The sequence below is a fragment of the Vibrio maerlii genome (assembly GCF_003415655.1).
GTDB lineage: Bacteria > Pseudomonadota > Gammaproteobacteria > Enterobacterales > Vibrionaceae > Vibrio > Vibrio maerlii.
In genome coordinates, this window is record NZ_QRHC01000009.1 from 86,186 (window position 1) to 112,717 (window position 26,532).

Here is a 26,532-nt window from a genome sequence, read left to right on the forward strand (position 1 = left end):
ACCCAGCAGAGATGCTGGGTCTTTTGAGTTCTCTATGCAGTTAGTCGTATTTGTGACCAACGCCTTTGTTCTCTTTTTGCTTCAGAGTGATTTTACCAAAGCCAAGCTTTTTAAAGTAATTATCACGGTAATCACGCACAGCTTTAGTATCCGAAACTGCTTCAATCTGTTGTTCCATCTTTAGGTAATCGCGAATATCGATACCTTCAGCTTCTGCAACCGCTTCATGGATGTTGCGGTGATTTTGATACGAGAAAAGCAGTTCTTTTTCTTGTTTCTTGTAGGTGTATAAAATCGTTCTAGCCATGATGGATTCCAGTAATTAAATGAGCGCGCACTTTAACCAAATTTGAGAACTCACTCAAGTGATTAAATACGCGCAGATCCCGTCTATAGTTGCGACGTAAGTTTATAGACGCCCTTGTAGAGGAATAATAGTCACGCTTTCACCTTCTTTGACGGTATCGACAGCAGGGGAGATCTCTATGAGACAATTTGCCTCACTCATTGAGCGCAGAATCCCCGAGCCTTGTTTACCGGTTGTTCTAACCACAAGTTGTCCAACTTCATTGGTAGAGTAAACACCACGGCTAAACTCTGTACGCCCTTGTCGAGAGCGCAGGTTTTCTGCGGCTATCGCTTGTACTTTTAGCGCTTGCCAGTTTTCTTCGCCTTGCATTTTACGCAGTGCAGGTTCAACAAAGTTGATAAATGACACCATAACCGCAACGGGGTTGCCTGGTAGACCAAAGAAAGGCTTTTCGTTGATCTTACCAAACGCAAGAGGACGCCCTGGACGCATGTTAATGCGCCAGAAATCGATACTTCCTAGCTTATCGAGAGCCAATTTGATGTAGTCTGCATCACCAACAGACACACCACCAGATGTGATGACCATGTCACACTCACTGGCCGCTTTCTCTAAGCAATCGATCATAACTTGTTCGTTATCCTCTAGGATGCCGTAATCTACGATGTCACAGCCCATGCGCTCTAACTGAGCAAACAAGGTGTAGCGGTTGGAATCATAAATGGTGTTCGCTACTTGCTCTTCACCTGCTTCAAGTACTTCGTCACCGGTTGAAAATAGAGCGACTTTGATCGGCTTTAATACTTCACATTGACCAAAACCAAGTGATGCCATCATACCGAGTTCCGGTGCTTGGATTCGCGTACCTGCAGTGAACACGGCTTGGCCTGACGCCAAATCTTCTCCAGCACTACGAACATTTTGTTTTGCTTTGATATTATCAGTCGTAAAGCTTACGACGCCATCAACTTCATTGGCTTGTTCACGCATTATCACGGTATCAACATCGGCTGGCATTGGCGCACCAGTCATGATCTTAACGGCTTGGCCGGTTTTAACTTCGCCGCTGTATGCATGACCTGCCATCACTTCGGCAACGATCTCAAAAGAGGCTAAACCGATGTCTTTACTACGTATAGCAAAACCATCCATTGCTGAATTTGTGTATTGAGGGACGTTAATCGGAGAAACAATATCTTTCGCTAAAACTTTGCCAACACATTGTTTAAGCGACAGCGTTTCGGTCGAAACTTGCTGTTCGACTAGAGATAGAATCTTTTGTTGTCCTTGAGTCACACTCATTGTTGCAGGTGAAAGTGTATCGCAACACTCTGCTGGCTTTGACTTTTGTTGAGTTGACGGCGGGTTGTCGTGCTTGATGCGCTCAAGGTCAACATAAGCAACCACAAATTGAGCTATCTCATCAATGTTGTTGAGGTCAAGCTGTGGAAGTTCAGTATCTAAAGCCTCGTCACAGGCAACAGCAATGATATTGTCATCATTTGGATACAACCATGGTTTATCGAGCGCTTTACGATGAAGTTCAACCTTAGGGAAAGCGATATTCTTGCAACCCTCGACAAGTAGAAGGTCTAGCTGACTTTGATCGAAGCGTGATAGTAGGTAATCAAACTCTGCTTCTGATTCGGGTGTCTCGGTCATCAATGCATGACGGTTGCGCGAAGAGATCAACATTTGACTCGCCCCCGCTTTACGTAAACGGTAGCTGTCTTTACCTGGCTTATCGACATCAAAATCATGATGAGCGTGTTTTAATAGACCGATTCTTAGGCCAGCTTCTGTAAGCTTTGGTAGTAGAGCTTCAAGTAGTGTTGTTTTACCAGTTCCGCTAAACGCAGCAAAGCCCAGTAGGGGCAGGGAAACATTGTTTGTCATTTTCAAACCTTTAGCCTATTTAACGGGCTTACTGTCATTCGGTGCGAGAAGTTCGCCGAATTTTTCTAGTTCTTGAGGGGAATTTAGGTTAATAAAGCAATCAGGGTTATCGCTGAAATCCACATATTCGGTATTACACTCTTTGTACAATAGGATGATCTTACGATCGCCACGTTGTAAAAAGGCTTCTAGCTTGGGTAATACACGCTTGTGATAGAGTGTAAACACGGGTTGCTGAAAATCACCGTCGTGGGCTACCAGAATATCCGTGTCTGGTTTGAGCTTATTGCAGAAGCGTTCCACGAGATCCAGCGCAATATTTGGGCTATCACAGGGTACAAAGCCAACCCAATCTTTGTGTGCATGAACCAACCCAGAATGGATACCACCTAGAGGACCTGGGTAGTCGGCGAATACGTCTGAAATTACTGAACAGTATTGCTGGTATTGTTCTACACTTCGATTGGCATTGATTGTGATGTCTTCGGTTTGTTGGGACAAGCGCTCTAGAACATGTTCAATGAGCGGCTTGCTATTGAATACTACAAACCCTTTATCCGCTCCACCCATTCTTGTAGCTTGTCCACCAGCAAGAATAACCCACGATGTGTCTTTAGGTGAGATAGTGGTATCGATTTTTGTCATTATTTTTGTCTATGTAGAATCACATTACTGACCCGATTATAACGCTTTTATATGACTAGGGCTTGTGCTCTCTTCTTTAACTATGTGTAAGATCGGGGTTTCTTTGAGCGTTAGCTCAGAAATAGACCACTGCTTGCGGCACAAATCAGTAAGAGCGTTACGTTGGTGGCTGGTAATGACTATACTTGCGCCTGATGCGAGCAAATCTTTTGCCATTGCGACGATACGAGACACAGATTCATCATCAAGAGAAGCACTGGGCTCATCCATCAATAGGATAGAAGGCTTTAACACCCAAGCGCGCGCCATTGCCACGCGTTGCCGTTCCCCACCGGAGAGAACACAAACATGTTCTTTGGCTAGAGTTTCAAGCCCCACCATTCTAAGCGCATTGATAATCTTGGCGTGAGTACAACTATCGGTTTCGCTACTCTCATTCTTTTTTCGGTATTTTAGGCCGTAGGCCACATTGTCATATACGCTGCCATCAAATAGATAAGGAGATTGGTGCAAATAAATCACATCAGGGCGGGAAGCCCCAAACATTCGTTGCCAAAGGTTTCTCTTTGGTAGGCTGACGCTACCTGAGCTAGGCGTTAAAAGACCAGATAAGATCTTCAGTAAGGTGGTTTTACCGACACCGTTACCACCCGTTAGGTATATTGCATCGTTTGGACCAATTGAAAGCTCGGGTATATGGAACAATACTCGCTCTTCAAATCGCATTGATAAATGTTGTCCAGAGAGTTTTATGGTCATGATGTCCTCATCTGTCCTTTACCACGCAGCATACCCAAAAATAAATTCAGGGTTAGTGCTAGGGCCAGTAATACGATGCCAAGTGCGACGCCTTGAGCAAAGGCGCCTTTGTGGCTTTCCATCGAAATAGCGGTCGGGATATTACGGGTCAAACCCATAATGTTACCGCCGACCATCATTGAACAACCAACCTCAGTTACAATACGAGAGAAAGCTGCGATGATTGATGCTAATAACGGGAAACGTAGTTCCCAACTCAATGTTAAGAATAGACGGAAAGGGCCAGCACCGAGTGTTTTTGCTGTCTCCAAAGCCCTTTTATCGCTGTTTTGCATCGCTCCGTGCATGGTTGAGATCAGTATCGGTGTACAGATCAACATCTGTCCTAAGATCATCGCTTTTTGGCTAAACAGCATTTGCCAGTCGCCTAGGGGGCCTGAACGAGAGAGCAGCATGTATAACAACAAACCTATGACGACTGTGGGCACAGCTTGCAATGTGTTAACTAATGAGAGCAGCGCCCATTTACCCCAGAAATTATGATAAGCGATGGCATAAGCAAACAGGCTAGCAGGTAGAAGTACCAATCCAATAGCACTGAGCGAGACTGAGAATGAGACACCGACAATCTGCCATAGCTGTTGATCAAAATTGATCAGCAGTTCGATGGCTTCATAGGTTGTTGCTAATAGATCCATTACTTACCAATCACTGAGCGTTAGCAACAAACAATTGTTTACCATGTAGCTTAAATTCATTAATGAGCTTTTGGCCTTTAGGGTTAACTAACCAATCGCTAAACACCTTAGCACCTTGGTAGTTAATTTCTGGGTAACGTTTAGGGTTGACCAAAATTACTTGATAAGGGTTAAACAATGCTTCATCACCTTGGAACACAACAGAAAGTGCCAGTCGGTTCTGATAGGCAAGCCAAGTTCCACGGTCAGTTAGGGTGTAACCTTGCATCTCAGAGGCCATATTTAACGTAGGGCCCATACCTTGGCCAACTGAGCGATAACCACCAAAGTTTGGCTCAATCTCAGCTTGTTGCCAAAGACCATTTTCTTTTTTGTGTGTGCCTGAATCATCACCGCGAGAAACAAAAGTGGCATTGTAGCCGGCAATATCAGCAAAAGCCTGAGCGACGGTTTCATTGTCTGAGGCCTTAGCAGGATCCGACTCAGGGCCAACTAAAACGAAATCGTTGTACATCAATGCACGTGGAAGTACGCCGTAACCATTCGCCACAAAAGCAGCTTCTGCCTTTGGTGCGTGTGTCATTACCAAATCCACATCACCGTTTTCACCCATACGAAGAGACTTACCCGTACCCGCCGCAATCACATCGACTATGTAGCCAGTGTCAGACTCAAATTTTGGCAGCAAGTAATCCAGTAAACCTGAGTGGTAAGTACTGGTCGTCGTCGCAAGTTTAATACGTTGTGGTTCTTGGGTTTCTGCATGGCTTGGTAAAGCCAAAGTTAAAGAAAGCGCAATAATTGCTGGGGCTGAGTAGTTCATAATTTGTCCATTATAAGCCGAGATTACCGGGATAGGTCACCTAGATAATTCATTGTTTTTATTGTGTTCTGCTACATCATTTGAGCTGACCAACAAATTAAGCAAATGTAGTGCCAATAATTATGTCTGCTTTATCAGGTCAAGTCGGTGATATATGCACCAATTTTGATCTTGTTAATTGGGAAAACGGTAATAAACTTTGAACTAGGACAAAATGTCTCAACCTGATTCTGCGAAACCTTGTCTAGGTTGGTACACTCTGACCTAATCATCAGAATAATTAGAATTAAAGAGAATAATAAATGTACTCTAGCTCTACAGTATCATCCGCTAATCAACTCAACCCAGCTAATCAATTCGACTTTCAAGCCTTTTCTGCATTAATTGTAGATGATGAAGAGGGCATTCAGTTGATGCTCAAAAAAGCACTAAAAAAAGTGTTTGGGCGTGTCATGTCTGCAGGAAGTGTTGAAGAGGCAGAGGAGTTACGAAAGCAGCATCATTTTGATCTTATTATTCTCGATATCAATCTACCGGGTAAAAAAGGGATCGAGTGGGAAGAAGCGTTCAATGATCCAGACAAACCTGCTGATATCATTTTCATGACTGGGTTTGCCGATCTAGAAACGGCGATTACTGCGCTTCAACTTGGCGCAAGTGACTTTATTTTAAAGCCGTTTAATCTGTCTCTACTTCTTCAATCAGTTTCCAAGTGCATGGGGAAACGTGTCGCTGAGCGCAATGAGTTCGCCCTCAAGCACGATATGCAAAGACATATTACGACGCAAATTCTCGGTAAGTCGCAAAAGACGATGCAATTGCGACAATTTATCCAACAATTTGCACCCTCTCGCGCCTCTGTTCTGATCGAGGGTGAATCTGGTACTGGTAAAGAACTCGTTGCGCGTGGCGTACACGAGGCTAGTGGACGTTCCGGACCTTTTGTCCCAATCAACTGTGGTGCAATAGCCCCCGAATTATTAGAAAGTGAACTATTTGGCCATGTAAGCGGTGCGTTTACCGGGGCGAAGAAAGGTAGAGAAGGTCTATTTAGAATCGCTAACGGCGGTACATTGTTCCTCGATGAGATTGGTGAAATGCCGTTGTCGATGCAAAGTGCCTTGCTACGAGTGTTGGAACAAAGAACTATTCGCCCAGTCGGTGCTGAAAAAGAGATCTTGGTGGATGTACGTGTAGTAGCCGCCACTAACCGTAATCTGCAACATGAAGTTGACGAAGGTCGATTCCGTCGTGATCTCTATTACCGACTGAATGTACTCAAAATTGATGTACCACCGCTACGCGAGCGTAAGGCGGACTTAACTGAGTTGGTTCCTTTCTTTACTCGAAAAATGGCGACTGAGCTGGGTGTCGCTGAACCCAAATGGGCGCATGAAGACATGGTAGCGCTAGAGCAACACGATTGGCCGGGCAATGTACGAGAGCTCAAAAATATGATTGAGCGTTGTATTCTGCTTGGCACACCTCCGGCGACATTCTGGACACCGACCATTCCGCAACAGGTGTTGACAGCTCCGATTGATGTAACGCCATCACATGCTGTGGAGACTCAAGTCAACCCTATACTCAATGATGATTTGGATAAAGGCTATCCAAATCACTGGACATTAAAAGAGGTCGAAAAGGCACACATCTTACAACTCGTCGATCACCACTGTGGCAATAAATCCGCTGCGTCTAGAGATCTTGGTGTTGCGCGTAAAACCTTAGAACGCAAATTTAAAGAGTGGGATAGTGAGTCTGCTAATGAGCAGTAATTACATTAGTTCGACTCCACCTAAGTCACTTCGTCGTTTCTTAGCCAGCTGGCGTTATCGAATCAAAACCATGGTTCGGTACCGCTTATTGTTTCTTACTTCCGCACCGATATTCTTAACTTTACTGGCATTGTTTGGCATTACTCTATATTGGTCACTGCATTATACTTGGCAAAGTTCATTGGTCGACGTTACTGAACGTCTCGGGGTTGCGAAGAACAGTATTACCATTCTTCAGCAGCGCCAAACGCAACAAGTAGAAGCCTTTTCTGATTCCCATCAATTTCACCTTAAGCTTGGTAGCTCAGACAGTGAGTTAAAGGCTTGGGTGTCAAAGCAAGCTGAACTAAGAGGTTTGGATTTCCTCGTTTGGCACCCAATGAGTGAGCTCGATAATACGTCTGAGTTCATTGCACTGTCTAAACAGGCATCGTTTTTTGATGTACTTGATGAACAAGAGTTAACTTCATTAACACCGAGCTTGGTGAAGAGGGCCGAAGTAGCTATTTTGGAGCCTGAACTAGGGCAAATCGAAACGCGTGGCCTGGTCAGCCGTACTGTTCATCAAGTCATTCTAGACGGCAAGCTCGCTGGATTTATCGATGGCGGTATCTTACTTAACAACAGTACCGACCTTGTTGATACGATTCGAGACCTTGTTTACCCAAGTCACAATGCATCGGTGAAAACGCAGGGCACCGTTACCTTGTTTCTTGATGACCTTCGCATTAGCACTAACGTTCCACTGAGTAGCGAGAACTCGACAGGTCGCGCTATCGGTACTCGGGTTTCTGAAGAGGTCAATGATGTGGTATTGAATCAAGGCTCTTTCTGGTCAGATAAAGCCTACGTTTATGATGCTTGGTATGTGTCTGCTTATGAGCCGATTTATGGGCGTGACAATCAGCCGATCGGTATGATTTATACCGGCTACTTAATTTGGCCATTGATAGCTACTTATTTAAACAATTTGGTTGAAATAACCTTAACCCTACTCACGGTGTTGGTTGTCTCTGGATGGTTGGTGTATCGCGCATCACGAGAGTTATTCAAGCCAATTGAAACCATTCACAAAGTGGTGAAACTGGTACAGCTGGGTAAAGACACGCGTATTGGGAAGTTACCCCTGAACAAAGACCACGAACTTGCTCAATTAGCCAGTCAGTTTGATACCATGCTTGATCAGCTATCTCAGCGTAACAAAGAGATCCAGAGCTTTGCCAATGAGCTAGAAACGAAGGTTGAAGTCAGAACCGCGAGTCTGCGTGAAAAAACCGAAGAGCTTGAAATGCATATCGAGTTGTTAAATCAGACCCGAGATAAGCTGATCACGAGTGAAAAACTGGCCGCGCTTGGTGAGTTAACGGCAGGTATCGCTCATGAGATCAACAATCCAACGGCCGTGATCTTAGGTAACCTGGAGTTAATGAAGTTTGAGCTTGGCGACAGTGCCCATGTAGTGCAAGGTGAGATCGATACTATGCTTGCGCAGATTGACCGAATCCGTAATATCACCAAGAGCCTGTTACAGTACTCTCGACATGGCGGTATTCAAGATGAGATCACATGGCAGCATGTTTCTCCAGTTGTAGATGAAAGCATTACCTTGGTGAAGACGGGTTCTAAGCGCAAAGATATCAAGTTCGAAACCTCGCTTAAAGCGACTTCACAAGTCGAAATGAATCGTCATCAATTCTTACAGGTTTTGGTTAACCTACAAATGAATGCGATTCACTCTATGACCAATGGTGGCACTCTTACCATCGAGAGTGAAGATTGGTGTGAGTGTGGTGAAGAATGTGGTGCCATTATTCACATTAAAGATCAAGGCACGGGCATCTCAGCGGATAAGCTGAAACGCATTTTTGACCCTTTTTATACCACTAAGCGTGATGGTACTGGGTTAGGTCTTTCTGTATCTCAAAGTATATTGAGTGAGACTGGGGGGGAGATTCGAGCGACTTCAGAGGTTGGCAAAGGGAGTACCTTTAGCGTATATTTTCCTGCTAAGCGCAGCTCAAATGGGGTCAATGAGGCTTTGACGATTAAGGCTATCAGTTAACTCTTATATAACTAAAAACGGCTCGCAGATGCGAGCCGTGTAGTTTACTTATGACGCAGATCATTTCGGCATAATTACTGTATCAATGACGTGGATCACACCATTTGATGCCATGACATCTGCCATGATGACGTTTGCGTTGTCAATCATCACCTTATCGCCCATCATCTTGATCATCACATCTTGGCCCTGAACCGTTGCGGCTTTATCTAGCGATACAACATCTGCGGCTTTTACTTTGCCCGGTACGACATGGTAGGTCAGGATAGCGACTAACTTGTCTTTGTTTTCAGGCTTCAACAACATGTCAATAGTGCCATCGGGCAGCTTCGAGAAAGCGTCATCGGTAGGCGCAAAAACAGTAAACGGACCTTCGCCTTTAAGAGTATCAACTAAGCCCGCGGCTTGTACGGCTGCGACTAGCGTTGTGAATGAGCCATTTTCTACTGCGACATCAACAATGTCTTTTTTCATTCCGTGATGGTCGGCTTGCGCAATAGAAAAACTGAGTGACGCAATGACAGTAGTGATTAATGCAATAACACGCTTGAACATAAAATATTCCTTCATTTGTGGGGGTGTCGAAGTGTGTTACGCGATGTTGTTCAGAATGATCACTTAACCTAGTTAGAAAATCGCCCACTTAACTCTTATATACTTTATAACTAGAAAGAGAGCCTTAGTGGGCGAATGCTTTGAATGGGATTAGATGCTTATTTTTTCTAAGCTAACTTTGCAGTGCGATCTTCGGTGGCTTAATTCCGTGTTCTTTAAACTCTTTCATCACACGTAGGGTTATGTCAGTTTCAAAGAGCTTTTCATACCCTGTATCGACGACATATGCTTTACAGGTCAGCTTAATTGCAAGGTAGTTTTCGCTGATAGTCTGCTGCACTAAAACGGTTACCGGCTTGGGGAGGTGGATGTAACGACTTGAAGATGCCGCCTCTTGAATCAAGTCGCGTGCTAGCACAATATCTTCGTCCAGACCTATATAGAACGGTATCACTACTTGCATGTCGAGCGCACCATAATTGCCACTAACAACAACTTCACTTAAAAACTTGTTGTTCGGGATAGTAATGATGTCATCGTTCAACGTGCGCATTCGTACACTTCGAAGACCAATCGTCGTAATATCACCGTAGTTACCTTCAAAGGTGACTCGGTCTCCAACCTGGAATGGTCGGTCGATCATTACCGTAAGGCCTGCAATGAATGAGGCAGCAAGGTCTTTCATAGCAAAACCAACCGATACCGCGAGCGTACCGCCAATGAGAGCCAATATTTGGTCATTGATGCGAAAGCTCATCATGAAGACCACCACACCTGCAGTCATGTAAATGAAGAATTGCAGGAATGATTGCATCTTCTGAAGTGGCATTCGGTACTGGACAAACTGACCACTCACACCGTCGACTATCGAACCTAAGAAGCGCAACAGTAACCAAGTAGCTCCGATAACGAGTATCGACAGCAATACACCGCTCCAGCGAATTAAGCTGGCAAACTGTTGGATATGATCAACATTGGCAGTGAGCTCTTCAGTCGCGAATACCGATGGTGCTAACAGCGCAAAGCAAAAGGTAATAAATTTAAACAGCATATTATTTCACCAGTAAATGTTGACGGTCGAGTACGTTAGTAATGTGGCGGAACCAGTGATCAGAGAGGCGTGCTTTGTCTTCGCTCCACTCGATATACCCACGGCTCTGGAAGTAGCGAAGCGTCCCAAGAACCTCTGCAGTACTTAATTGAGTGCACTCTGAAAGTTCATCTGGGGTGGCGATCTCGAGTTGAACAATCGAACGAAGTACAGCCAACATCGGTTTTGGCATTTTTTCGAGCTCTTGAGATTGCGGTGCGTGGAACAAGCGAACCACCACAGCGTCGCTTTCTTTATTGCGACGCAGAGATAAACGGAAGAAACGCAGAGCCACAGTTGGGTTACCATCAGAATAGTGCCATAGGATACGATAGAAGCCTTTCTTCGCACGCTGCTCTTCACTGATATGCTCTTGATCCCACTGTTTAGGCACGACTAAACCTTCGAACGTTAATGGGTTTTCTATTTTACGATTAATACGAGAGTCGAGCAGGGCTTCAACCTGTGTTTCATTCCAGTTAGGTAAAAAGGTCACCATATCAAACAGCAAACGCTCCCCCCGAGCTCGGTCTACAAAGCGCCAGCTTGATTTTTCGATACTCATAACCACTCGGTGATTCTTCTTAGAGCGTCGTAAAAGATTAGTAAACTTAATCAAGCTGCTAAGGCCACCAACCATAGGCTTAACCAAACGTTGAGTGTTATCAACCGCGATAAGGTAAGTGGTCTCACTTTTTCGTAGGTGGCTTAAAATTTGAATCTCTGTCGCATCTTCTTCTAAGCCCAACGACACAGCAAAGTGAACCAATAATTCTTTGTAGCCAGCATATGGGCAGTTAAGGTAGATCGGTTCGGCATTTTTAACTTTGTACAGGAGTTGTTTGAGCAGGGTTGTACTTCCGATACCACGCTCGCCTGAGACGACAACGACAGCAGGGCTATCGGTAAACAGGTAGCGACCAAGTTGCTTGATTTCTTCAGTGCCGTAATCAATCAATTCACTATCTTCAGAACCTGGTGTGATGTACTCAAAAGCCTTGTTTCCTTTAATACGCACTAAGTTCTGTGAATCAGCCCCCTGATCACTTTGTTTTGCTACTTCAATCCGGAATAGATAAGCAAGACCTTGGCTAAACAGGGTATAGCGAGACAGGTTACTAAGAAGCAAATTACGGACAAACTGGCCAAATAGCCAGAACGCAGCGATTGCGGTGGAGATTAAGCCTAGTACAAATATATCGCGCTTGTTGTACGCCCAACGAATAATATTGGGTTGCTCTGCTTGTGCTTCAACTGACTCAAAAACGGTGGCTTTCCACATACGTAGGACGGTGAAAGTGATGAAGGCATACCAAAACACAACCAGACTAGAAATCCAGTAATAAATGGTGCCTATTCCTACTGTCATTCCAGCAAGTTGCAGGATGACTCCGGTTACGATGGCACTCCATACAAAGCGGCGAATGGTCGATAGTCGTAACTTAGCAGCGTCTTTCCCCGCTGCGCGGCTGTGACGATAAACGAACTCGAGCAAGAAGCTCACCGCTATCGAGCCACCAAGAATCCACCAAGTGAATACCTCTAAGAACACGAGGTGCTGCAAGCTTGGCAGTTCAGCAAGAATATTGAGAGAAAGGGTAATTGCGATTAACCAAGCGATAGCAATGCGTGCACGGCTGATATACCAGATTAAACGAACCCATAGTGGCGGCTCTTGCACGGATGCAATTTGGTTTTTCTTAAAGCCTTCAACCAAGCGACCGCTGTTGGCTAACCACCAAGATAGTAAGATGTAAATAAAGAAGACTTTCAAGCCGGCCCAAACAATCGGGATTGGCGAGATAAAGAAATCCGAAATGAGTTTCTTGAAGCTTCTTAGCTGAAAAATAATCAGGTATTCGGCATTGAGCTGCGTAAGGTAGAGCTCTTCCTTTAGTTGAGTCACACCGATTGGGCCAAAACCGGTTAGTGTTTCTCGGGTTGCAGCAGTAGTCAGTTCTAGGAGACTTTGCTTGCTCTTACTGAGGCTGTTTAAAGTTAGGTAGTTAGATTCAACGTTTTCCCACGTTTCGTCTCTTGGTTCGCTGTAGTACTGGCTTAGATTTGATGAAAAAGTCTCAGTATGCTGACTCAACGCAATTAATGTTCTCCTCAGTACATCTTTCGTCTGTTTGATGTCTGACTTTGTCATAAATAGTGGTTCAGGTAGAGACTGAACTTCATTGCTAATCTCGATAGCGTCATTGTGTAATTCAGTGACCTTCTCATCTTCAAACGCTGTAGATGCCAAAGATGAAAAGGAAAGCAGTGAAAGACAGAGAAAAAGCAATGGTGAGGTGCCTGAACGCAAATAAATGCTAAAGGTTTTAATCACAGAATATCCTTAGAGGGAGCGCAGAATGGCTCCGTGTTTCCTTCATTACCTATCAATATAGCGTTTCCTAGAAAATATGCATATAGGACAACACCTTATGTTGTTAATCATATGTTTTTTTCTACTTTGAGTGGTTTTTGGCTTGGAGTTAACTGTCAATTGATAAAAGAATAATCAAATCAATACTTGAAGTTCGTCACACGAAACAGTACCTTGGCGCGCAATTCTGTTATTAAGTAGGTAAAGGCTTTGATTTCTACAGCGAACATCACCCAACAATTTGGTGCGAAACCACTCTTTGAAAATATCTCCGTGAAATTTGGCGAGGGGAATCGCTACGGTTTAATCGGTGCAAACGGCTGTGGTAAGTCAACCTTTATGAAAATCCTGAGTGGCGAGCTTGAGCCAACAGGTGGTAACGTAAGCTACGACCCAAATGAACGTGTTGCTAAGCTAAACCAGGATCAGTTTGCATACGAAGAGTTCACAGTAATCGACACCGTTATCATGGGTTACAAAGAACTTTGGGAAGTGAAGAAAGAGCGTGATCGTATCTACTCTTTACCAGAGATGTCTGAAGAAGAAGGCATGCTCGTTGCCGACCTAGAAGTTCAGTTCGCTGAGATGGACGGTTACATGGCAGATGCAAAAGCCGGTGAATTGCTACTTGCAGTAGGTATCCCAGAAGAGCAGCACTACGGTCTAATGAGTGAAGTCGCTCCAGGTTGGAAACTGCGTGTTCTTCTAGCACAGGTTCTATTTGCCGACCCGCATATCATGCTGCTCGACGAACCTACGAACAACTTGGATATGGATACCATTCGTTGGTTGGAAGAAACGCTGAACCAACGTAACTGCACTATGATCATCATCTCGCACGACCGTCACTTTCTGAACTCAGTATGTACACACATGGCTGATTTGGACTACGGTGAGCTTCGCCTATTCCCAGGTAACTACGATGAGTACATGGTTGCAGCTTCTCAAGCTCGTGAACGTCTACTATCTGATAATGCTAAGAAGAAAGCACAGATTGCAGAGCTTAATACTTTCGTAGCTCGATTCTCAGCTAACGCATCGAAAGCAAAACAAGCCACATCTCGTGCTAAACAGATTGATAAGATTCAACTTGAAGAAGTTAAACCATCAAGCCGTCAGAACCCATTCATTCGCTTCGAACAGTCTAAAGAGTTGTTCCGTAATGCTCTTATTATAGAAGGTTTAACTCAAGGCTTTGAAGAAGACCTATTTACTGACTTTAATGCAATATTTGAAGTAGGTGAGCGAGTGGCGATTATTGGTGAGAACGGTGTAGGTAAGACAACGCTATTGAATACTCTAGCCGGTACTATCGCACCTCGTTCTGGTGAGTTTAAGTGGTCTGAAAACTCTAACATCGGTTACTACGCTCAAGACCATGCTGAAGACTTTGCTGAAGACCTAGACCTAATGGAATGGATGGGGCAGTGGAGACAAGAAGGCGATGATGAGCAAGTTCTACGTAGCTTCCTTGGTCGTATGCTATTTGGTCAAGACGATATTAAGAAGTCTGTAAAAGTTCTATCTGGTGGTGAACAAGGTCGTATGTTGCTTGGTAAGCTAATGATGCACAAGCCAAACATGCTACTGATGGATGAGCCAACCAACCACATGGATATGGAATCTATCGAATCATTGAATACGGCACTTGAGCAATACAAGGGTACTCTGTTCTTCGTATCGCATGACCGTGTATTTGTTGACTCTCTAGCTACTCGTATCATTGAAATCAAAGATAACAAGATCACCGATTTTAAAGGTACTTACTCTGAGTTCCTGAAGTCTAAGGGCATCAACGAGTAACAATAGTTGAACCAATGGAAATGAAGCCTCGCAATTGCGAGGCTTTTCTATATCTGGTGCTTTTGGTATATGAGCTCTTATATATCGCCCTTTAGATTACCTTATAAGTCGAGAAGTAGATATCAACCGTAATTGTATGTTCCGACTTGAAGTCATTGAGTCGTTTCACCACATCATCAAACGCCTTGTCTCCATATTGAGTTTTGAATGCATTAAAGCGCTTCTCGGAAGAGAATAAAACATGAGCGAGTTGTTCAGGCGTTACAACGAGTTCCAGTTGACCTTTGTATACCTCAATCTCTTTTAACTGCGAATAGCCTGAAAAGTTAATCGCATGATTGTAGTTAGATTCTGTTGGTTCAATATCCACATTAAGCAAATCTAAGTGCTCTTCGAGTAGCACCTCAAAGTCATACGCCATGACAACAGCACTGGAAGAGCACACTCGATACACTTCGGTGACCAAGTCGTCAGACAAAGCGTAGCTTAGCGATCCTGCGAAAGTAACAAGGTCTACAGACCTGTCTTTTACATTCATCGCATCACCAAAGCCTTGCAGATAATCAATGCGTGGATGTAATTGTGTCTGAGCTAACATGGAACTGCTTGGTTCAACACCAATAATATGGTCGCAATGATTCAGCAACGCCTTGCTCGATACACCCGTACCACAGCCAATGTCAAGCCCAACGGGAAATAATAGACCATCACCTAACGCTTGCTTCAATATCAACCCATGCAAAGGTGGTCGATAGGCTGAATAGTGCTTGGAAATCTCATTGTTATATTGTTCGCTCACAGTTATTCCTGATTGCCTTTGACATCAAACTCAATTTTCTCAGCACCCACAAACACTTGAAAGCGCAAACCTTTAGCTCGTGCGATAGTGGTGATACCAAATTTCTTCGCTAGGTCTAAGCCCATCTGTGTCACACCAGAACGAGATAGCAAGACTGGGATACCCATTTGAGCGACTTTAATGACCATCTCAGAGGTTAAGCGACCAGTCGTGTAGAAAATCTTATTTTCACCGCTTTCACCGTTTAACCACATCTCACCAGCTAGAGTATCCACTGCGTTATGGCGGCCGACATCTTCTACAAATGAAAGCACTTTATTACCTTCACAGATAGCACAGCCGTGTACCGCACCGGCTTTCTTATAAGTATCATTGTAATGTGTCAGAGCTTCCAGAGCGGTATAGATTTCTGATTGCTTCAATGGCGTTTGTGGCACTTGGTAGTTTTCCAATTGCTTCATCACATTGCCATACATGGTACCTTGGCCACAGCCGGAGGTGACGGTCTTTTTCTTTAATGCGTCTTCAAGGTGCGCGGTATTTTCTTTGGTAATAACTGCAGCAGAATGGGTTTCCCAGTCGATAATGACAGACTCTATGGCTTCTGGGTCAGATAGGAAGCTCTGGTTTTTCAAGTAACCTAATACTAGTGATTCTGGCCTTGAACCAAGTGTCATCAAGGTAACGATTTCTTTCCAGTTGAGCATAACAGTTAATGGCTGCTCGCAAGCGATCTGCTTGGTCATAGATTCGCCATACTCGTCATAAACCTCAACCTCCATGGTTTGAAGTGGGTTCTCTGTCGTTTTAATTATGTTGGGTTTAACCACGCTAAGTCCTGTAACTGTATAAATATACAGTGGTAGTGTTTTTCGTTACTTCTATGCCAAAACATAGACAGATGTATGTTAAAGCAAGTTGCATTCCAACGCTGTGCTAATGGTCTCAAGCTTGCATGAACGAACAGTGGAACATAAATTGCTTGATGTTAAGAGAATTAAATGAATCTGCTTTCTGAAGATAAATAAAAATTAAGAGGCTGCATGAACTCTCAAGTAGAACAAGAACAAGCAAACCAAGAAAAATCAGACATCGTCTGGAGTGTTGGGCTTCAACTGGAGAAACAGTTGGTCTCAATAGGCAAGTGGCCGACAGAGCAATGGCAATTTTCGGGTGTGGAGTTAAAGCCAGAAGGCAGTGACTATATCGAAACAATAGAGCTTCATCGTGATGAACGAACAGACTACAGATTTAACCTTAGCTCGCAGCAACCAAAGCTATTTCTAGTGGTCGACAACTTTGAGCAAGGTGAAATTGCCAATATCGTTATCTTAACGCCTTCACAAAGTGTTGCTGGGCAGTATATGGATGGCGACTATGTTGTTCTTTCAATCGATATGCCTTTACCTATTCAAGCTTGGATGGAAGCCTTTATTGGTCGTCATGGCGAACTGCTTGAAGTGAGGCGTAAAAAGCGTAGAGGGGCGGGGCGTTCTAGCGAGAAAAAGGGAAAATATGAGTAGTACATCAAACGGCTTTCTTTCTCGTTGGTCAAAGAGGAAACTAGAAGAAAAAGAAACAGTTACGGAAGAAGATGCTTTGGCATTAAATCATCAGGGTAGCTCAGAACCTGTTGTTGAAAGTGAGGTTTCATATGATTTGGCTGAGTCTACCGAAGAAGTAATTATTCAATCAGATAACGAGCAATCGACAGAAGAACCCATACAAGCTGAAGACTCTAAACAAACTGAAGGCGAAGAAAGTATCGCTTCATTGCTGACTTCAGATGCAGATAAATCGATAAAAAAAGCCGCCCTGAGGAAACTGTTTCTAAGTGAAGAGTTTAACCAAGTTGATAGACTCAATGATTACGACCATGATTATTCTTCTGTAAAACCACTTGCATCAGAGGTGGCTGAAACCTTACGAGGATGGGTTAAAGAACAGATTGAAGAGAATGAAGAAGATGAGTCTGTAGAAGCGAACAGCGCTGAATCAATCAGAGATCAGACTGAAGACTCAGAAAAGGCGCACTCAGAACAACCTCCTGTAGACCAAGCTGGCAATAACATAGATGAAGAGCTCACAGCTGAGGTTGAGCATTCACAACAGAATGATGCTTAACTACCTAAAATGGGATCAAGTGTTAATAGGACAATTTAACCCATTAAAAAATAGGGTCATTTTGACCTAGTTACACATAATTTGAGTAGGGACATTATGTCCCACTCATTTATCTACCTGATAATCATACTCATTGAGACCTTACTTTGGCCTTTAATTGGCTGATATTTAAAGAATTAAAACTTGGAATGGTAATTGCAAAGACAGCTCTAGTTAGTTGACAACAAGAAGAGTCAATTTCTTCTGTGTTCTACACTGGACAGAGCAAATGCTAAAAGAACAATTAAAACAATCCACCTCAACAAACGGAAAAGCGCGCTATTACGCGGTGAATAACACCGTAGAGTTAGCCAATCTGATCCCACCGACGGTTAGTTACCAAAGTGCAGGCAATTTACTTATCGTTGGTCCAACTTCAATTATTGAAGACCTTATCCCGCAGTTCACTTCCATGAATAGCGTCACTCTCCTGTCTACTGATGGCGTTAAAGCTTCTCAAGATGCTCATGCAACTTATTATGCGGATAGTGTCGCAATTAATGGCTTCTTAGGGACATTTACCGCTACGGTATCGAATAAAGGGACTCAGTCAAACCTCGCGATTGCAGCGCTGAATCATGATTGCTTTGATGTTGTACTCGATATGACGTTAACCGGAATCATGGAAGAAGAGGTGCCCGTACCGGGTTATTATCCTGTTGGTCGTGGATACCCACCTCTAAATGAAGCATTGGAAGAAGTTCCTACGCTAATGGGGACATTCGATAAACCTAAGTTCTTCCGCCTTGATACCGATTTATGTGCACATAGCTCTCGCGGTGTGAAAGGTTGTGAGCGTTGTGTTGATGCTTGTCCTGCAGGGGCACTGTCGAGTCAAGGGAGTGATAAGACAGGTTACAACATCGATATTAATCCGTATCTGTGTCAGGGAATAGGAACATGCGCAACGGCTTGTCCAACAGAAGCAATCCATTACGCCTTACCTAATCCACAAGATACTCAAAAGTTTGTCGAGCGTACACTAGCAAACTACTTCAAAGTGGGTGGCGAAAATCCAATAGTCCTATTTTGTAGCTCTCGCCATGAAATGTACAACCTGATGGCCCTTAAAGCGTTGCCAGACAATGTTGTGCCAATCGTGGTTGAAGAGCTTCCTTCTGTTGGTATCGATACATGGTTTGCTGCGCTAGTTAATGGCGCGAGTCAGGTGTTGTTCGCTGCAAGTCAGCACATGCCGAAGACTATCATTCAAGTCATGACTCAAGAGGTTGGTATTGCTCAGTCTCTATTAACTGATCTTGGTCTTCCAGTTGAGAGCATCGATATCCTATTTTTAGAGTCATTGAGACAAGGTCCACCAAGTTTAATTGACACGCCAAACGACATGAGGTTTGGGGACCTAGAGGGCTCTAAACGTCAACGTCTCTACCAAGCGCTTGATCATGTCAATGATCGTTTTGCACAGCGAGACGATGTCATTGCGATATCAACGAGCGCACCTTTTGGCAAAGTGAATTGCGCTAGTCAGGATTGTACATTGTGCATGGGGTGTGTCGCTGTGTGTCCTACTAAAGCGCTATACAACGATGGCGAATCCCCAGCTCTACAATTTATTGAGCAGGACTGTATTCAATGTGGAATGTGTACTAAGGCATGTCCTGAGAACGCATTAACGTTATCCGCTCAGATTAACTGGAATGCTGGGCAAAGGCAGTCCGTTCAAACACTTCATGAAGAAAAAGCGGCCGAATGTCTTCGTTGTGGTAAGCCTTTCGCCCCTCAATCAATGATTACTATGCTACAAGACAAGTTACGCGGTCACTCTCATTTCTCTGATCAAACTGCGATTAATCGTATTGCTATGTGTGAAGACTGCCGTGTAGTTGATGTTTTTGAAGCCCTTGCGGAAGACCCAAATAAACAATTGGATTACTAATTTATGAATTCTCCAATCACTCAAAAACCTATGGTTCATAAGAGCGATAACGCGACCAAATTCGCTCAGGATATCGAGCAAGAGCAGAACGCACTGAGATCAGATATCTACTTATTATTGTCTTCTCTTTATCGAAACGCACCAACAACAGAAACACTTGCGTTCTTAAGTGAGTTAGACGTTGACGATGAATCAAGTGAGATGCAACAAGCATGGTCAAACTTAAAGATTGCCGCAAAAAACGCTGAAACGTCACTTGTAGCTGATGAATTTCAACAACTCTTCATTGGCATCGGACGTGGTGAGGTTGTGCCCTTTGCTTCTTGGCATATCACTGGCTCCCTAATGGAAAAACCATTAGCCATTTTACGCCAAGATCTGAAAATCATTGGTCTTGAACGTGATGAGCAAGTCAAAGAGCCAGAGGATCACGTAGCAGCAGTGTTTGAAGTGATGTCATTCATCGCAGATGCACATGACGAGTTACAACAAGCGTTTTACAACAAACATATCGCGAATTGGTTTGAGTCTTTGACTAAACAAGTTGTTGAAGCGCCTTCATCCGATTTTTACGTTTCTGTTGCTGAACTAACGCAAGCTTTCTTATCCCGAGAGAAAGTGAAATTTAGTGAAAACAGCACTAAAGCTGATTTCGGTAAAGCAATTGAAATTAAGAACCTCATCGATACTGTCGATGAGTAAACCTATACCACGCAATGATGCCGAAGAGGTGCTTGAGCACCCAATTATGCTGATCATCGAATAGAGCTGATCAGCATTAGCGATAAGGAAGCAAAAATGAAAGAGAAAAAAGTCGATACAAGCAGACGAGAACTGCTTAAAGGACTCACAACAGCTGCCGTTGCTGGAACCGTAGTCGCGAGCGTAGGAAATGCTGCCGCTCAATCGGATGACAAACCAGTTGAAGTAAAAGCGGATAAACAAACAGGCTATCGCGAAACACAACATATTCGTGATTACTACGACACGCTATAAGGAACGACAGAATGAAACTGACAAAACGCTCTGATAGCGTATCGCAAAAACCAAAGGGACTCGGGATTAGCCGACGTGCCTTTATGAAGAATTCTACGATTGCTGCAGGTGGTGCAATCGCAGGTGCAAGCATGTTTGCACCTGGAATGATCAAAAAAGTTGAAGCGAAGGACGTTGATCCTAATGCAGCAACCGAAATCAAACGCACGATCTGTTCACACTGTTCAGTAGGCTGTGGTATCTACGCGGAAGTTCAAAATGGCGTATGGACAGGACAAGAGCCTGCTTTTGACCACCCATTCAACGCTGGTGGACACTGTGCAAAAGGCGCGGCACTGCGTGAGCACGGTCATGGTGAACGCCGTCTGAAGTACCCAATGAAACTCGAAGACGGTAAGTGGAAAAAGCTTTCTTGGGAACAAGCCATCGAAGAGATCGGCAACAAAGCACTAGAGATTCGTAAAGAATCTGGTCCAGACTCGGTTTACTGGCTAGGTAGTGCTAAGCATAACAACGAACAAGCTTATAGTTTCCGTAAAATGGCGTCGCTATGGGGTACGAATAACGTTGACCACCAAGCGCGTATCTGTCACTCAACAACCGTATCTGGTGTAGCAAACACTTGGGGTTACGGTGCGATGACCAACTCTTTCAACGACATGCACAACTGTAAGTCGATGCTATTCATCGGGTCAAACCCGGCTGAAGCACACCCAGTTGCAATGCAGCACATTCTAATCGCGAAAGAGAAGAACAACTGTAAAATTGTGGTTGCGGATCCTCGTCGTACTCGTACCGCAGCTAAAGCTGACCATTATGTATCACTTCGTCCAGGTACGGACGTGGCGTTCATCTGGGGAGTTCTGTGGCATGTCTTCGCAAACAAGTGGGAAGACACAGAGTTCATCAACCAACGTGTATTTGGTATGGATGAAATCCGAGCTGAGGTGGCGAAATGGTCTCCAGCTGAAGTAGAGCGTGTTACTGGTATCTCGGAAGCAGAAGTTTACCAAACCGCGAAGCTGCTTTCTGAAAACCGTCCAGGTTGTATCGTTTGGTGTATGGGTGGTACTCAGCACACCACAGGTAACAACAACACACGTGCTTACTGTGTACTTGAGCTTGCGCTCGGTAACATGGGTAAATCAGGTGGCGGCGCAAACATCTTCCGTGGTCACGATAACGTACAGGGCGCAACTGACCTTGGCGTACTTTCTCACACACTACCGGGTTACTACGGTCTTGCTGATGGCTCATGGAAACACTGGGCGAAAGTGTGGGACGTGGATTACGAGTGGCTGAAAAAACGCTTTGACCAGAACGAGTACCGCGGCAAAAAGCCAATGAACAACATGGGTATCCCAGTTTCTCGTTGGATTGACGGTGTTCTTGAAGACAAAGCTAACATCGAGCAGAACGACAACATTCGTGCAATGTTCTACTGGGGTCACGCGGTTAACTCGCAGACTCGTGGTACAGAGATGCAAAAAGCGATGTCGAAGCTGGATATGATGGTAATCGTTGATCCATACCCAACGCACGCTGCGGTAATGAACACGCGTACTGACGGTGTTTACCTTCTACCGGCAACGACTCAGTTTGAAACTTACGGCAGTGTAACGGCATCAAACCGTTCGATTCAGTGGCGTGATCAGGTTATCGAACCGCTATTTGAATCTAAGCCAGACCACGAAATCATGTACTTGCTAACAAAGAAGCTTGGTTTCGCTGATGAGCTATTCAAAAACTGTAAGATCGAAAACAACCAGCCACTAATTGAAGACATCACCCGTGAATTCAACAAGGGTATGTGGACGATCGGCTACACAGGTCAAAGCCCAGAGCGTATTAAAGCGCACCAACAAAACTGGCATACGTTCCACAAGACTTCTCTAGAAGCAGAAGGCGGTCCAATCCACGGCGAGACTTACGGTCTACCTTGGCCATGTTGGGGCACGCCAGAGATGAAACATCCTGGTACGCACATCCTTTACAACACATCTATCCCTGTTGCTGAAGGTGGCGGTAACTTCCGTGCCCGTTTTGGTGTGGAATTTGAAGGTCAGAGCCTACTTGCAGTAGACAGCTACTCAAAAGGTTCAGAGATTGAAGATGGTTATCCAGAATTCAGCGACAAACTTCTGAAACACCTTGGTTGGTGGGATGATCTGACTGCGGAAGAGAAAGCGCTAGCGGAAGGTAAAAACTGGAAGACAGACCTTTCTGGCGGTATCCAACGTGTTGCTATTAAACACGGTTGTATTCCTTACGGTAACGCGAAAGCGCGTGCAGTGGTTTGGACATTCCCGGACCGAGTGCCTCTACACCGTGAGCCATTATACACGCCACGTCGTGACCTTGTAACTGATTACCCAACTTGGGATGACAGCGAATCTATCTACCGCCTACCAACGCTTTACAAGTCGATTCAGGATCAAGATAAATCGGGCGAATACCCAATTGTTCTGACTTCTGGCCGTCTGGTTGAGTACGAAGGTGGTGGTGAAGAAACGCGTTCAAACCCTTGGCTTGCTGAGCTTCAACAAGAAATGTTTGTTGAGGTGAACCCGAAAGATGCCAACGACATCGGCTTCAGAGACGGTGACGATGTTTGGGTAGAAGGCGCAGAAAAAGGCCGCATTAAGGTGAAAGCGCTGGTTACTCGCCGTGTTAAACCGGGTATGGCATTTATTCCGTTCCATTTTGGTGGTCGCTTCCAAGGTGAAGACTTAACCAACAAGTACCCAGAAGGTACTGCACCATACGTTACGGGTGAGGCGGCGAATACCGCGACCACGTACGGCTACGATCCTGTTACTCAGATGCAGGAAACCAAAGTCACCCTATGTAACATTTCTAAAGCGTAAGGAGTCACGAAATGGCTAGAATGAAATTCCTTTGTGACACTAAGCGTTGTATCGAATGTAACGGCTGTGTCACTGCATGTAAGAACGAAAACGATGATGCACTTGAGTGGGGCATCCAGCGTCGCCGCGTAGTTACACTAAACGATGGTGAGCCAGGTGAAAACTCAATCTCTGTTGCTTGTATGCACTGTACAGATGCGCCTTGTATGGCGGTGTGTCCTGCTGACTGTTTTGAGCACACCGAAGATGGCATTGTTCTACACAACAAAGATCTGTGTATCGGTTGTGGTTACTGCTTATTTGCTTGCCCGTTTGGTGCCCCTCAATTTCCGAAACAATCGGCATTTGGTGAACGCGGTAAGATGGATAAATGTACCTTCTGTGCAGGCGGTCCAGAAACTGAACCTGGTTCAGTAGAAGAGCGCCAAAAGTACGGTGCTAACCGTATTGCCGAAGGCAAACTACCTATGTGTGCATCTCTATGTTCAACCAAAGCGCTACTTGCTGGTGATGCAGACAAGGTTTCTGACATCTTCCGTCAACGTGTTGTTGAACGTGGTGCTAAAGGTGCGGGCTGGACAGACGGTAACGACCTGTCTTACGACGCAACTAAGAGCTAATCTTGGAGAGATTCATGTTTGAATTGATTAAACGTGCATCTCTATCAGTGCTGTCATTCATGACAGCACTGCTGCTCACAGTACCTCTACTTACCGTGTCAGTTCCGGCACACGCTGAGCAGGGTAAAGTTGCAGAAAGAGAGATGACACAATTAGCTGGCACTGAGTTCTGGCAAAATGTTCGTGCGGGAGAAGAGGGTTATACGACCTCTCAATTTCCAGAGCATGGCGTGCTTATCAGTACTCCAGGTCAGACTTGGTACATTCTAAAAGAAAAATGGATGTCACCAGCCGGCGCAGTAGCAATCTTTGGCAGTATCGCTTTTGTTACTTTGATGTACATTGTAATTGGCCCACTCATGTTAAGTGCCCCGCGCACTGGACGTAAGGTGAAGCGTTGGTCTCGATTAGACCGTGCACTCCACTGGAGTATGGCATTTACTTTCCTTACACTCGCCTTTAGCGGCTTGATGTTGGTTTACGGTAAACACTTCTTAAAACCATATATTCCAACAGATCTTTGGGGCTTCATCATCATGCTGGCGAAGCAATACCATAACTACATTGGCCCAATCTTTGGTGTGCTATTGGTGTGTGTTCTGTTGAAGTGGTGGCGCAAATCTATCTTCAAGAAAGTCGATTTCGTTTGGTTTATGAAGCTAGGTGGTATGGTTGGCAAACATAAAGGCAGCCATCCTTCGGCGGAGTTCTCCAATGCCGGTGAAAAAGCGTTGTTCTGGTTACTTATCATTGTAGGTGCAGTAGTAGCAGCAAGTGGTTTGATCCTCGATTTCCCTATATTCGGTCAAACTCGCCGCGATATGGAGCTATCGAACCTTGTTCACATGTTGGCAGCTCTGGTTCTTATCTGTGGTTTTGTATTCCACATCTATATTGGCCTGTTCGGAATGGAAGGTGCGCTAGAGGGTATGGTAACGGGCGAAGTTGATGAAACTTGGGCGAAAGAGCATCATGATCTTTGGTATGAAGAAGTGAAAGCAGAACAAGCAAATCAAGGCGAGACAGTAGCCAAGAAAGACGAAGTAAAAGGAGCTAAACCTAATGAACAAACCTCATAAAGGTATTTGGGTTGCGTACATTCTAAGCTGTTTTACACCGTTTACTTGCTTAATCTCCGGTGTCATAGCGATTGTCTATGCAGGCTATCGTTTGGATAAAGGCGAAGATGGTGAGGTGGTTGATTCACACTACTACGGTCTAATTCGCACGTTCTTTTTGAATCTGACTTACTTCGTGGTGTTAATAGTCACAGTAGCAACATCAAACGGCATTTTAATCGGTGTTAATGACTACTGGTATAAGAGTCATATCATTGATGAAATCGCGTACTACATCCCTTATGTAGGTATGTTATTTGGAGCGATTGCAATCGTTGTTTGGTTCATTCGTATGTACCAAGGTATGACACAATTGAAAGCCAACCAACCATTGAGTGTCCTTAAAGGCCCAAACCTATAGTTACTTTCAATGGGTTGCACCTATTTGATAAAAGAGCGACGTTTAAGTCGCTCTTTATATTGGGAGTCCATCACAAAGCTAAGATAGAAAGACCTTAATGCGACTATGGTCTAATTCCGAAAACTATAGAAGCGATTGATTGAGTGTTATGCTTTATCTATCAGGAAGAGAGGAGTACAGCATGGAATTTCCGTATCAAAATATTGTCATTTTAACTGGGGCAGGGATTTCTGCAGAATCAGGTATTCAGACCTTTCGTGCTCAAGATGGATTGTGGGAAAATCATAAGATTGAAGATGTTGCTACTCCAGAAGGTTTTGAGCGCGATCCGGACCTCGTACAGTCTTTCTATAACCAAAGGCGAAAGAAGTTACAGAATCCATCAATTCAACCTAATGCCGCTCATAAAGCGCTTGGAAAACTAGAGAAAGAACTCGATGGCAAGGTTACTGTCATTACACAAAATATTGATAACCTTCACGAGAGAGGCGGGACTCAAAATATCATCCACATGCACGGTGAACTTTTAAAAGCACGCTGTAGCGAGTCAAATCAAGTCATTGAACAAAAGGATGATATCGAGACTGGTGACCTTTGTCACTGCTGCCAAATTCCTGCTCAAATACGCCCACACATTGTCTGGTTTGGTGAAATGCCATTACGTATGGGGGACATCTACGCAGCATTAGAAGACGCCGATTTGTTCATATCGATTGGTACTTCGGGGGTAGTTTACCCAGCAGCCGGCTTTGTTCATGACGCCAAAATGCACGGCGCACATACTATCGAAATCAATTTGGAACCAAGTGCTGTAGAAAGTGAGTTTGCGGAGAAACGTTACGGAAAAGCCAGTATCGAAGTACCTGAACTCGTAGAGCAGTTATTGGCCATGCAAAGCGTAAACTCATAGAGAGCCAG

General features: G+C 44.5%; 24 protein-coding genes. 13 read left to right on the forward strand and 11 right to left on the reverse strand.

Features of this window, described 5'->3' with window-relative positions:
- Positions 1-40 precede the first annotated feature (40 nt).
- The 6 genes from DPF91_RS15875 to DPF91_RS15900 form a co-directional block, all read right to left on the reverse strand.
- A complete protein-coding gene (locus DPF91_RS15875) occupies positions 41-307 on the reverse strand; it encodes a DUF2960 domain-containing protein (RefSeq protein WP_117235427.1) in 267 nt (88 codons plus the stop codon).
- 102 nt (positions 308-409) lie between these two features.
- A complete protein-coding gene (locus tag DPF91_RS15880) occupies positions 410-2,206 on the reverse strand; it encodes a bifunctional molybdopterin-guanine dinucleotide biosynthesis adaptor protein MobB/molybdopterin molybdotransferase MoeA (RefSeq protein ID WP_117235428.1) in 1,797 nt (598 codons plus the stop codon).
- A 15-nt stretch (positions 2,207-2,221) separates the two neighbouring features.
- Positions 2,222-2,851, reverse strand: coding sequence for a molybdenum cofactor guanylyltransferase MobA (gene mobA / locus DPF91_RS15885; RefSeq protein WP_117235429.1), 630 nt, complete (start codon positions 2,849-2,851; stop codon positions 2,222-2,224).
- 36 nt (positions 2,852-2,887) lie between these two features.
- Positions 2,888-3,610: an energy-coupling factor ABC transporter ATP-binding protein gene (locus DPF91_RS15890; protein WP_117235430.1), complete on the reverse strand. Its 723-nt coding sequence runs from the start codon at positions 3,608-3,610 to the stop codon at positions 2,888-2,890.
- Complete coding sequence (locus DPF91_RS15895; protein ID WP_117235431.1) at positions 3,607-4,308, reverse strand: ABC transporter permease; 702 nt, start codon at positions 4,306-4,308, stop codon at positions 3,607-3,609. The genes DPF91_RS15890 and DPF91_RS15895 overlap by 4 nt, the downstream gene beginning before the upstream one ends.
- 10 nt (positions 4,309-4,318) lie before the next feature.
- The gene (locus DPF91_RS15900) at positions 4,319-5,110 is read right to left on the reverse strand and encodes an ABC transporter substrate-binding protein (RefSeq protein ID WP_420855611.1); all 792 of its coding nucleotides are present in this window, start codon (positions 5,108-5,110) and stop codon (positions 4,319-4,321) included.
- Between the two features lie 323 nt (positions 5,111-5,433).
- Between DPF91_RS15900 and DPF91_RS15905 the strand changes: the two genes are divergently transcribed.
- Entirely contained in the window at positions 5,434-6,909 is a 1,476-nt protein-coding gene (locus DPF91_RS15905; protein WP_117235433.1) for a sigma-54-dependent transcriptional regulator, read from the forward strand.
- On the forward strand, positions 6,899-8,971 hold the full coding sequence (locus DPF91_RS15910; protein WP_241033843.1) for a sensor histidine kinase: 2,073 nt from the start codon (positions 6,899-6,901) through the stop codon (positions 8,969-8,971). Before DPF91_RS15905 ends, DPF91_RS15910 begins: the two co-directional genes overlap by 11 nt.
- Positions 8,972-9,031: 60 nt before the next feature.
- Here the strand turns inward: DPF91_RS15910 and DPF91_RS15915 are convergent, their stop codons facing one another.
- From DPF91_RS15915 to DPF91_RS15925, 3 genes are all read right to left on the reverse strand, one after another.
- Positions 9,032-9,526: a fasciclin domain-containing protein gene (locus DPF91_RS15915; protein WP_117235434.1), complete on the reverse strand. Its 495-nt coding sequence runs from the start codon at positions 9,524-9,526 to the stop codon at positions 9,032-9,034.
- Positions 9,527-9,698: 172 nt separating this feature from the next.
- Positions 9,699-10,577 (reverse strand): mechanosensitive ion channel family protein, encoded by an 879-nt coding sequence (locus DPF91_RS15920; protein WP_117235435.1) that lies wholly within the window; start codon positions 10,575-10,577, stop codon positions 9,699-9,701.
- Position 10,578: 1 nt separating this feature from the next.
- The gene (locus DPF91_RS15925) at positions 10,579-12,927 is read right to left on the reverse strand and encodes an AAA family ATPase (RefSeq protein ID WP_117235533.1); all 2,349 of its coding nucleotides are present in this window, start codon (positions 12,925-12,927) and stop codon (positions 10,579-10,581) included.
- Between the two features lie 273 nt (positions 12,928-13,200).
- Between DPF91_RS15925 and DPF91_RS15930 the strand changes: the two genes are divergently transcribed.
- Entirely contained in the window at positions 13,201-14,793 is a 1,593-nt protein-coding gene (locus tag DPF91_RS15930; protein ID WP_117235436.1) for an ABC-F family ATPase, read from the forward strand.
- Between the two features lie 91 nt (positions 14,794-14,884).
- Here DPF91_RS15930 and DPF91_RS15935 read toward each other — a convergent pair whose 3' ends face one another.
- Positions 14,885-15,592, reverse strand: coding sequence for a class I SAM-dependent methyltransferase (locus tag DPF91_RS15935; protein WP_117235437.1), 708 nt, complete (start codon positions 15,590-15,592; stop codon positions 14,885-14,887).
- A 2-nt stretch (positions 15,593-15,594) separates the two neighbouring features.
- Positions 15,595-16,422 carry a formate dehydrogenase accessory sulfurtransferase FdhD gene (gene fdhD / locus DPF91_RS15940; protein ID WP_117235438.1) on the reverse strand — a complete coding sequence of 276 codons (828 nt, stop codon included), beginning with the start codon at positions 16,420-16,422 and terminating at the stop codon, positions 15,595-15,597.
- Between the two features lie 213 nt (positions 16,423-16,635).
- On the opposite strand from fdhD, the gene DPF91_RS15945 reads away from it, so the two are divergent.
- The 10 genes from DPF91_RS15945 (at position 16,636) to cobB (ending at position 26,524) form a co-directional block, all read left to right on the forward strand.
- Positions 16,636-17,115: a DUF3305 domain-containing protein gene (locus tag DPF91_RS15945; protein ID WP_117235439.1), complete on the forward strand. Its 480-nt coding sequence runs from the start codon at positions 16,636-16,638 to the stop codon at positions 17,113-17,115.
- Complete coding sequence (locus DPF91_RS15950; protein ID WP_117235440.1) at positions 17,108-17,716, forward strand: DUF3306 domain-containing protein; 609 nt, start codon at positions 17,108-17,110, stop codon at positions 17,714-17,716. The genes DPF91_RS15945 and DPF91_RS15950 overlap by 8 nt, the downstream gene beginning before the upstream one ends.
- A 268-nt stretch (positions 17,717-17,984) precedes the next feature.
- Complete coding sequence (locus tag DPF91_RS15955) at positions 17,985-19,652, forward strand: 4Fe-4S binding protein (RefSeq protein WP_117235441.1); 1,668 nt, start codon at positions 17,985-17,987, stop codon at positions 19,650-19,652.
- Positions 19,653-19,724: 72 nt separating this feature from the next.
- Entirely contained in the window at positions 19,725-20,354 is a 630-nt protein-coding gene (locus DPF91_RS15960) for a TorD/DmsD family molecular chaperone (RefSeq protein ID WP_117235534.1), read from the forward strand.
- 96 nt (positions 20,355-20,450) lie between these two features.
- Positions 20,451-20,648 carry a twin-arginine translocation signal domain-containing protein gene (locus DPF91_RS15965; RefSeq protein ID WP_117235442.1) on the forward strand — a complete coding sequence of 66 codons (198 nt, stop codon included), beginning with the start codon at positions 20,451-20,453 and terminating at the stop codon, positions 20,646-20,648.
- 11 nt (positions 20,649-20,659) lie between these two features.
- Positions 20,660-23,515: a formate dehydrogenase subunit alpha gene (locus DPF91_RS15970; protein WP_117235443.1), complete on the forward strand. Its 2,856-nt coding sequence runs from the start codon at positions 20,660-20,662 to the stop codon at positions 23,513-23,515.
- A gap of 11 nt (positions 23,516-23,526) precedes the next feature.
- Complete coding sequence (gene fdh3B, locus DPF91_RS15975) at positions 23,527-24,135, forward strand: formate dehydrogenase FDH3 subunit beta (protein ID WP_117235444.1); 609 nt, start codon at positions 23,527-23,529, stop codon at positions 24,133-24,135.
- Positions 24,136-24,149: 14 nt separating this feature from the next.
- On the forward strand, positions 24,150-25,214 hold the full coding sequence (locus DPF91_RS15980) for a formate dehydrogenase subunit gamma (protein WP_117235445.1): 1,065 nt from the start codon (positions 24,150-24,152) through the stop codon (positions 25,212-25,214).
- Positions 25,198-25,614, forward strand: a complete 417-nt coding sequence (locus DPF91_RS15985; RefSeq protein ID WP_117235446.1) for a hypothetical protein — start codon at positions 25,198-25,200, stop codon at positions 25,612-25,614. Before DPF91_RS15980 ends, DPF91_RS15985 begins: the two co-directional genes overlap by 17 nt.
- 181 nt (positions 25,615-25,795) lie before the next feature.
- Positions 25,796-26,524 carry a Sir2 family NAD+-dependent deacetylase gene (cobB, locus tag DPF91_RS15990; protein ID WP_117235447.1) on the forward strand — a complete coding sequence of 243 codons (729 nt, stop codon included), beginning with the start codon at positions 25,796-25,798 and terminating at the stop codon, positions 26,522-26,524.
- Positions 26,525-26,532: the final 8 nt, after the last annotated feature.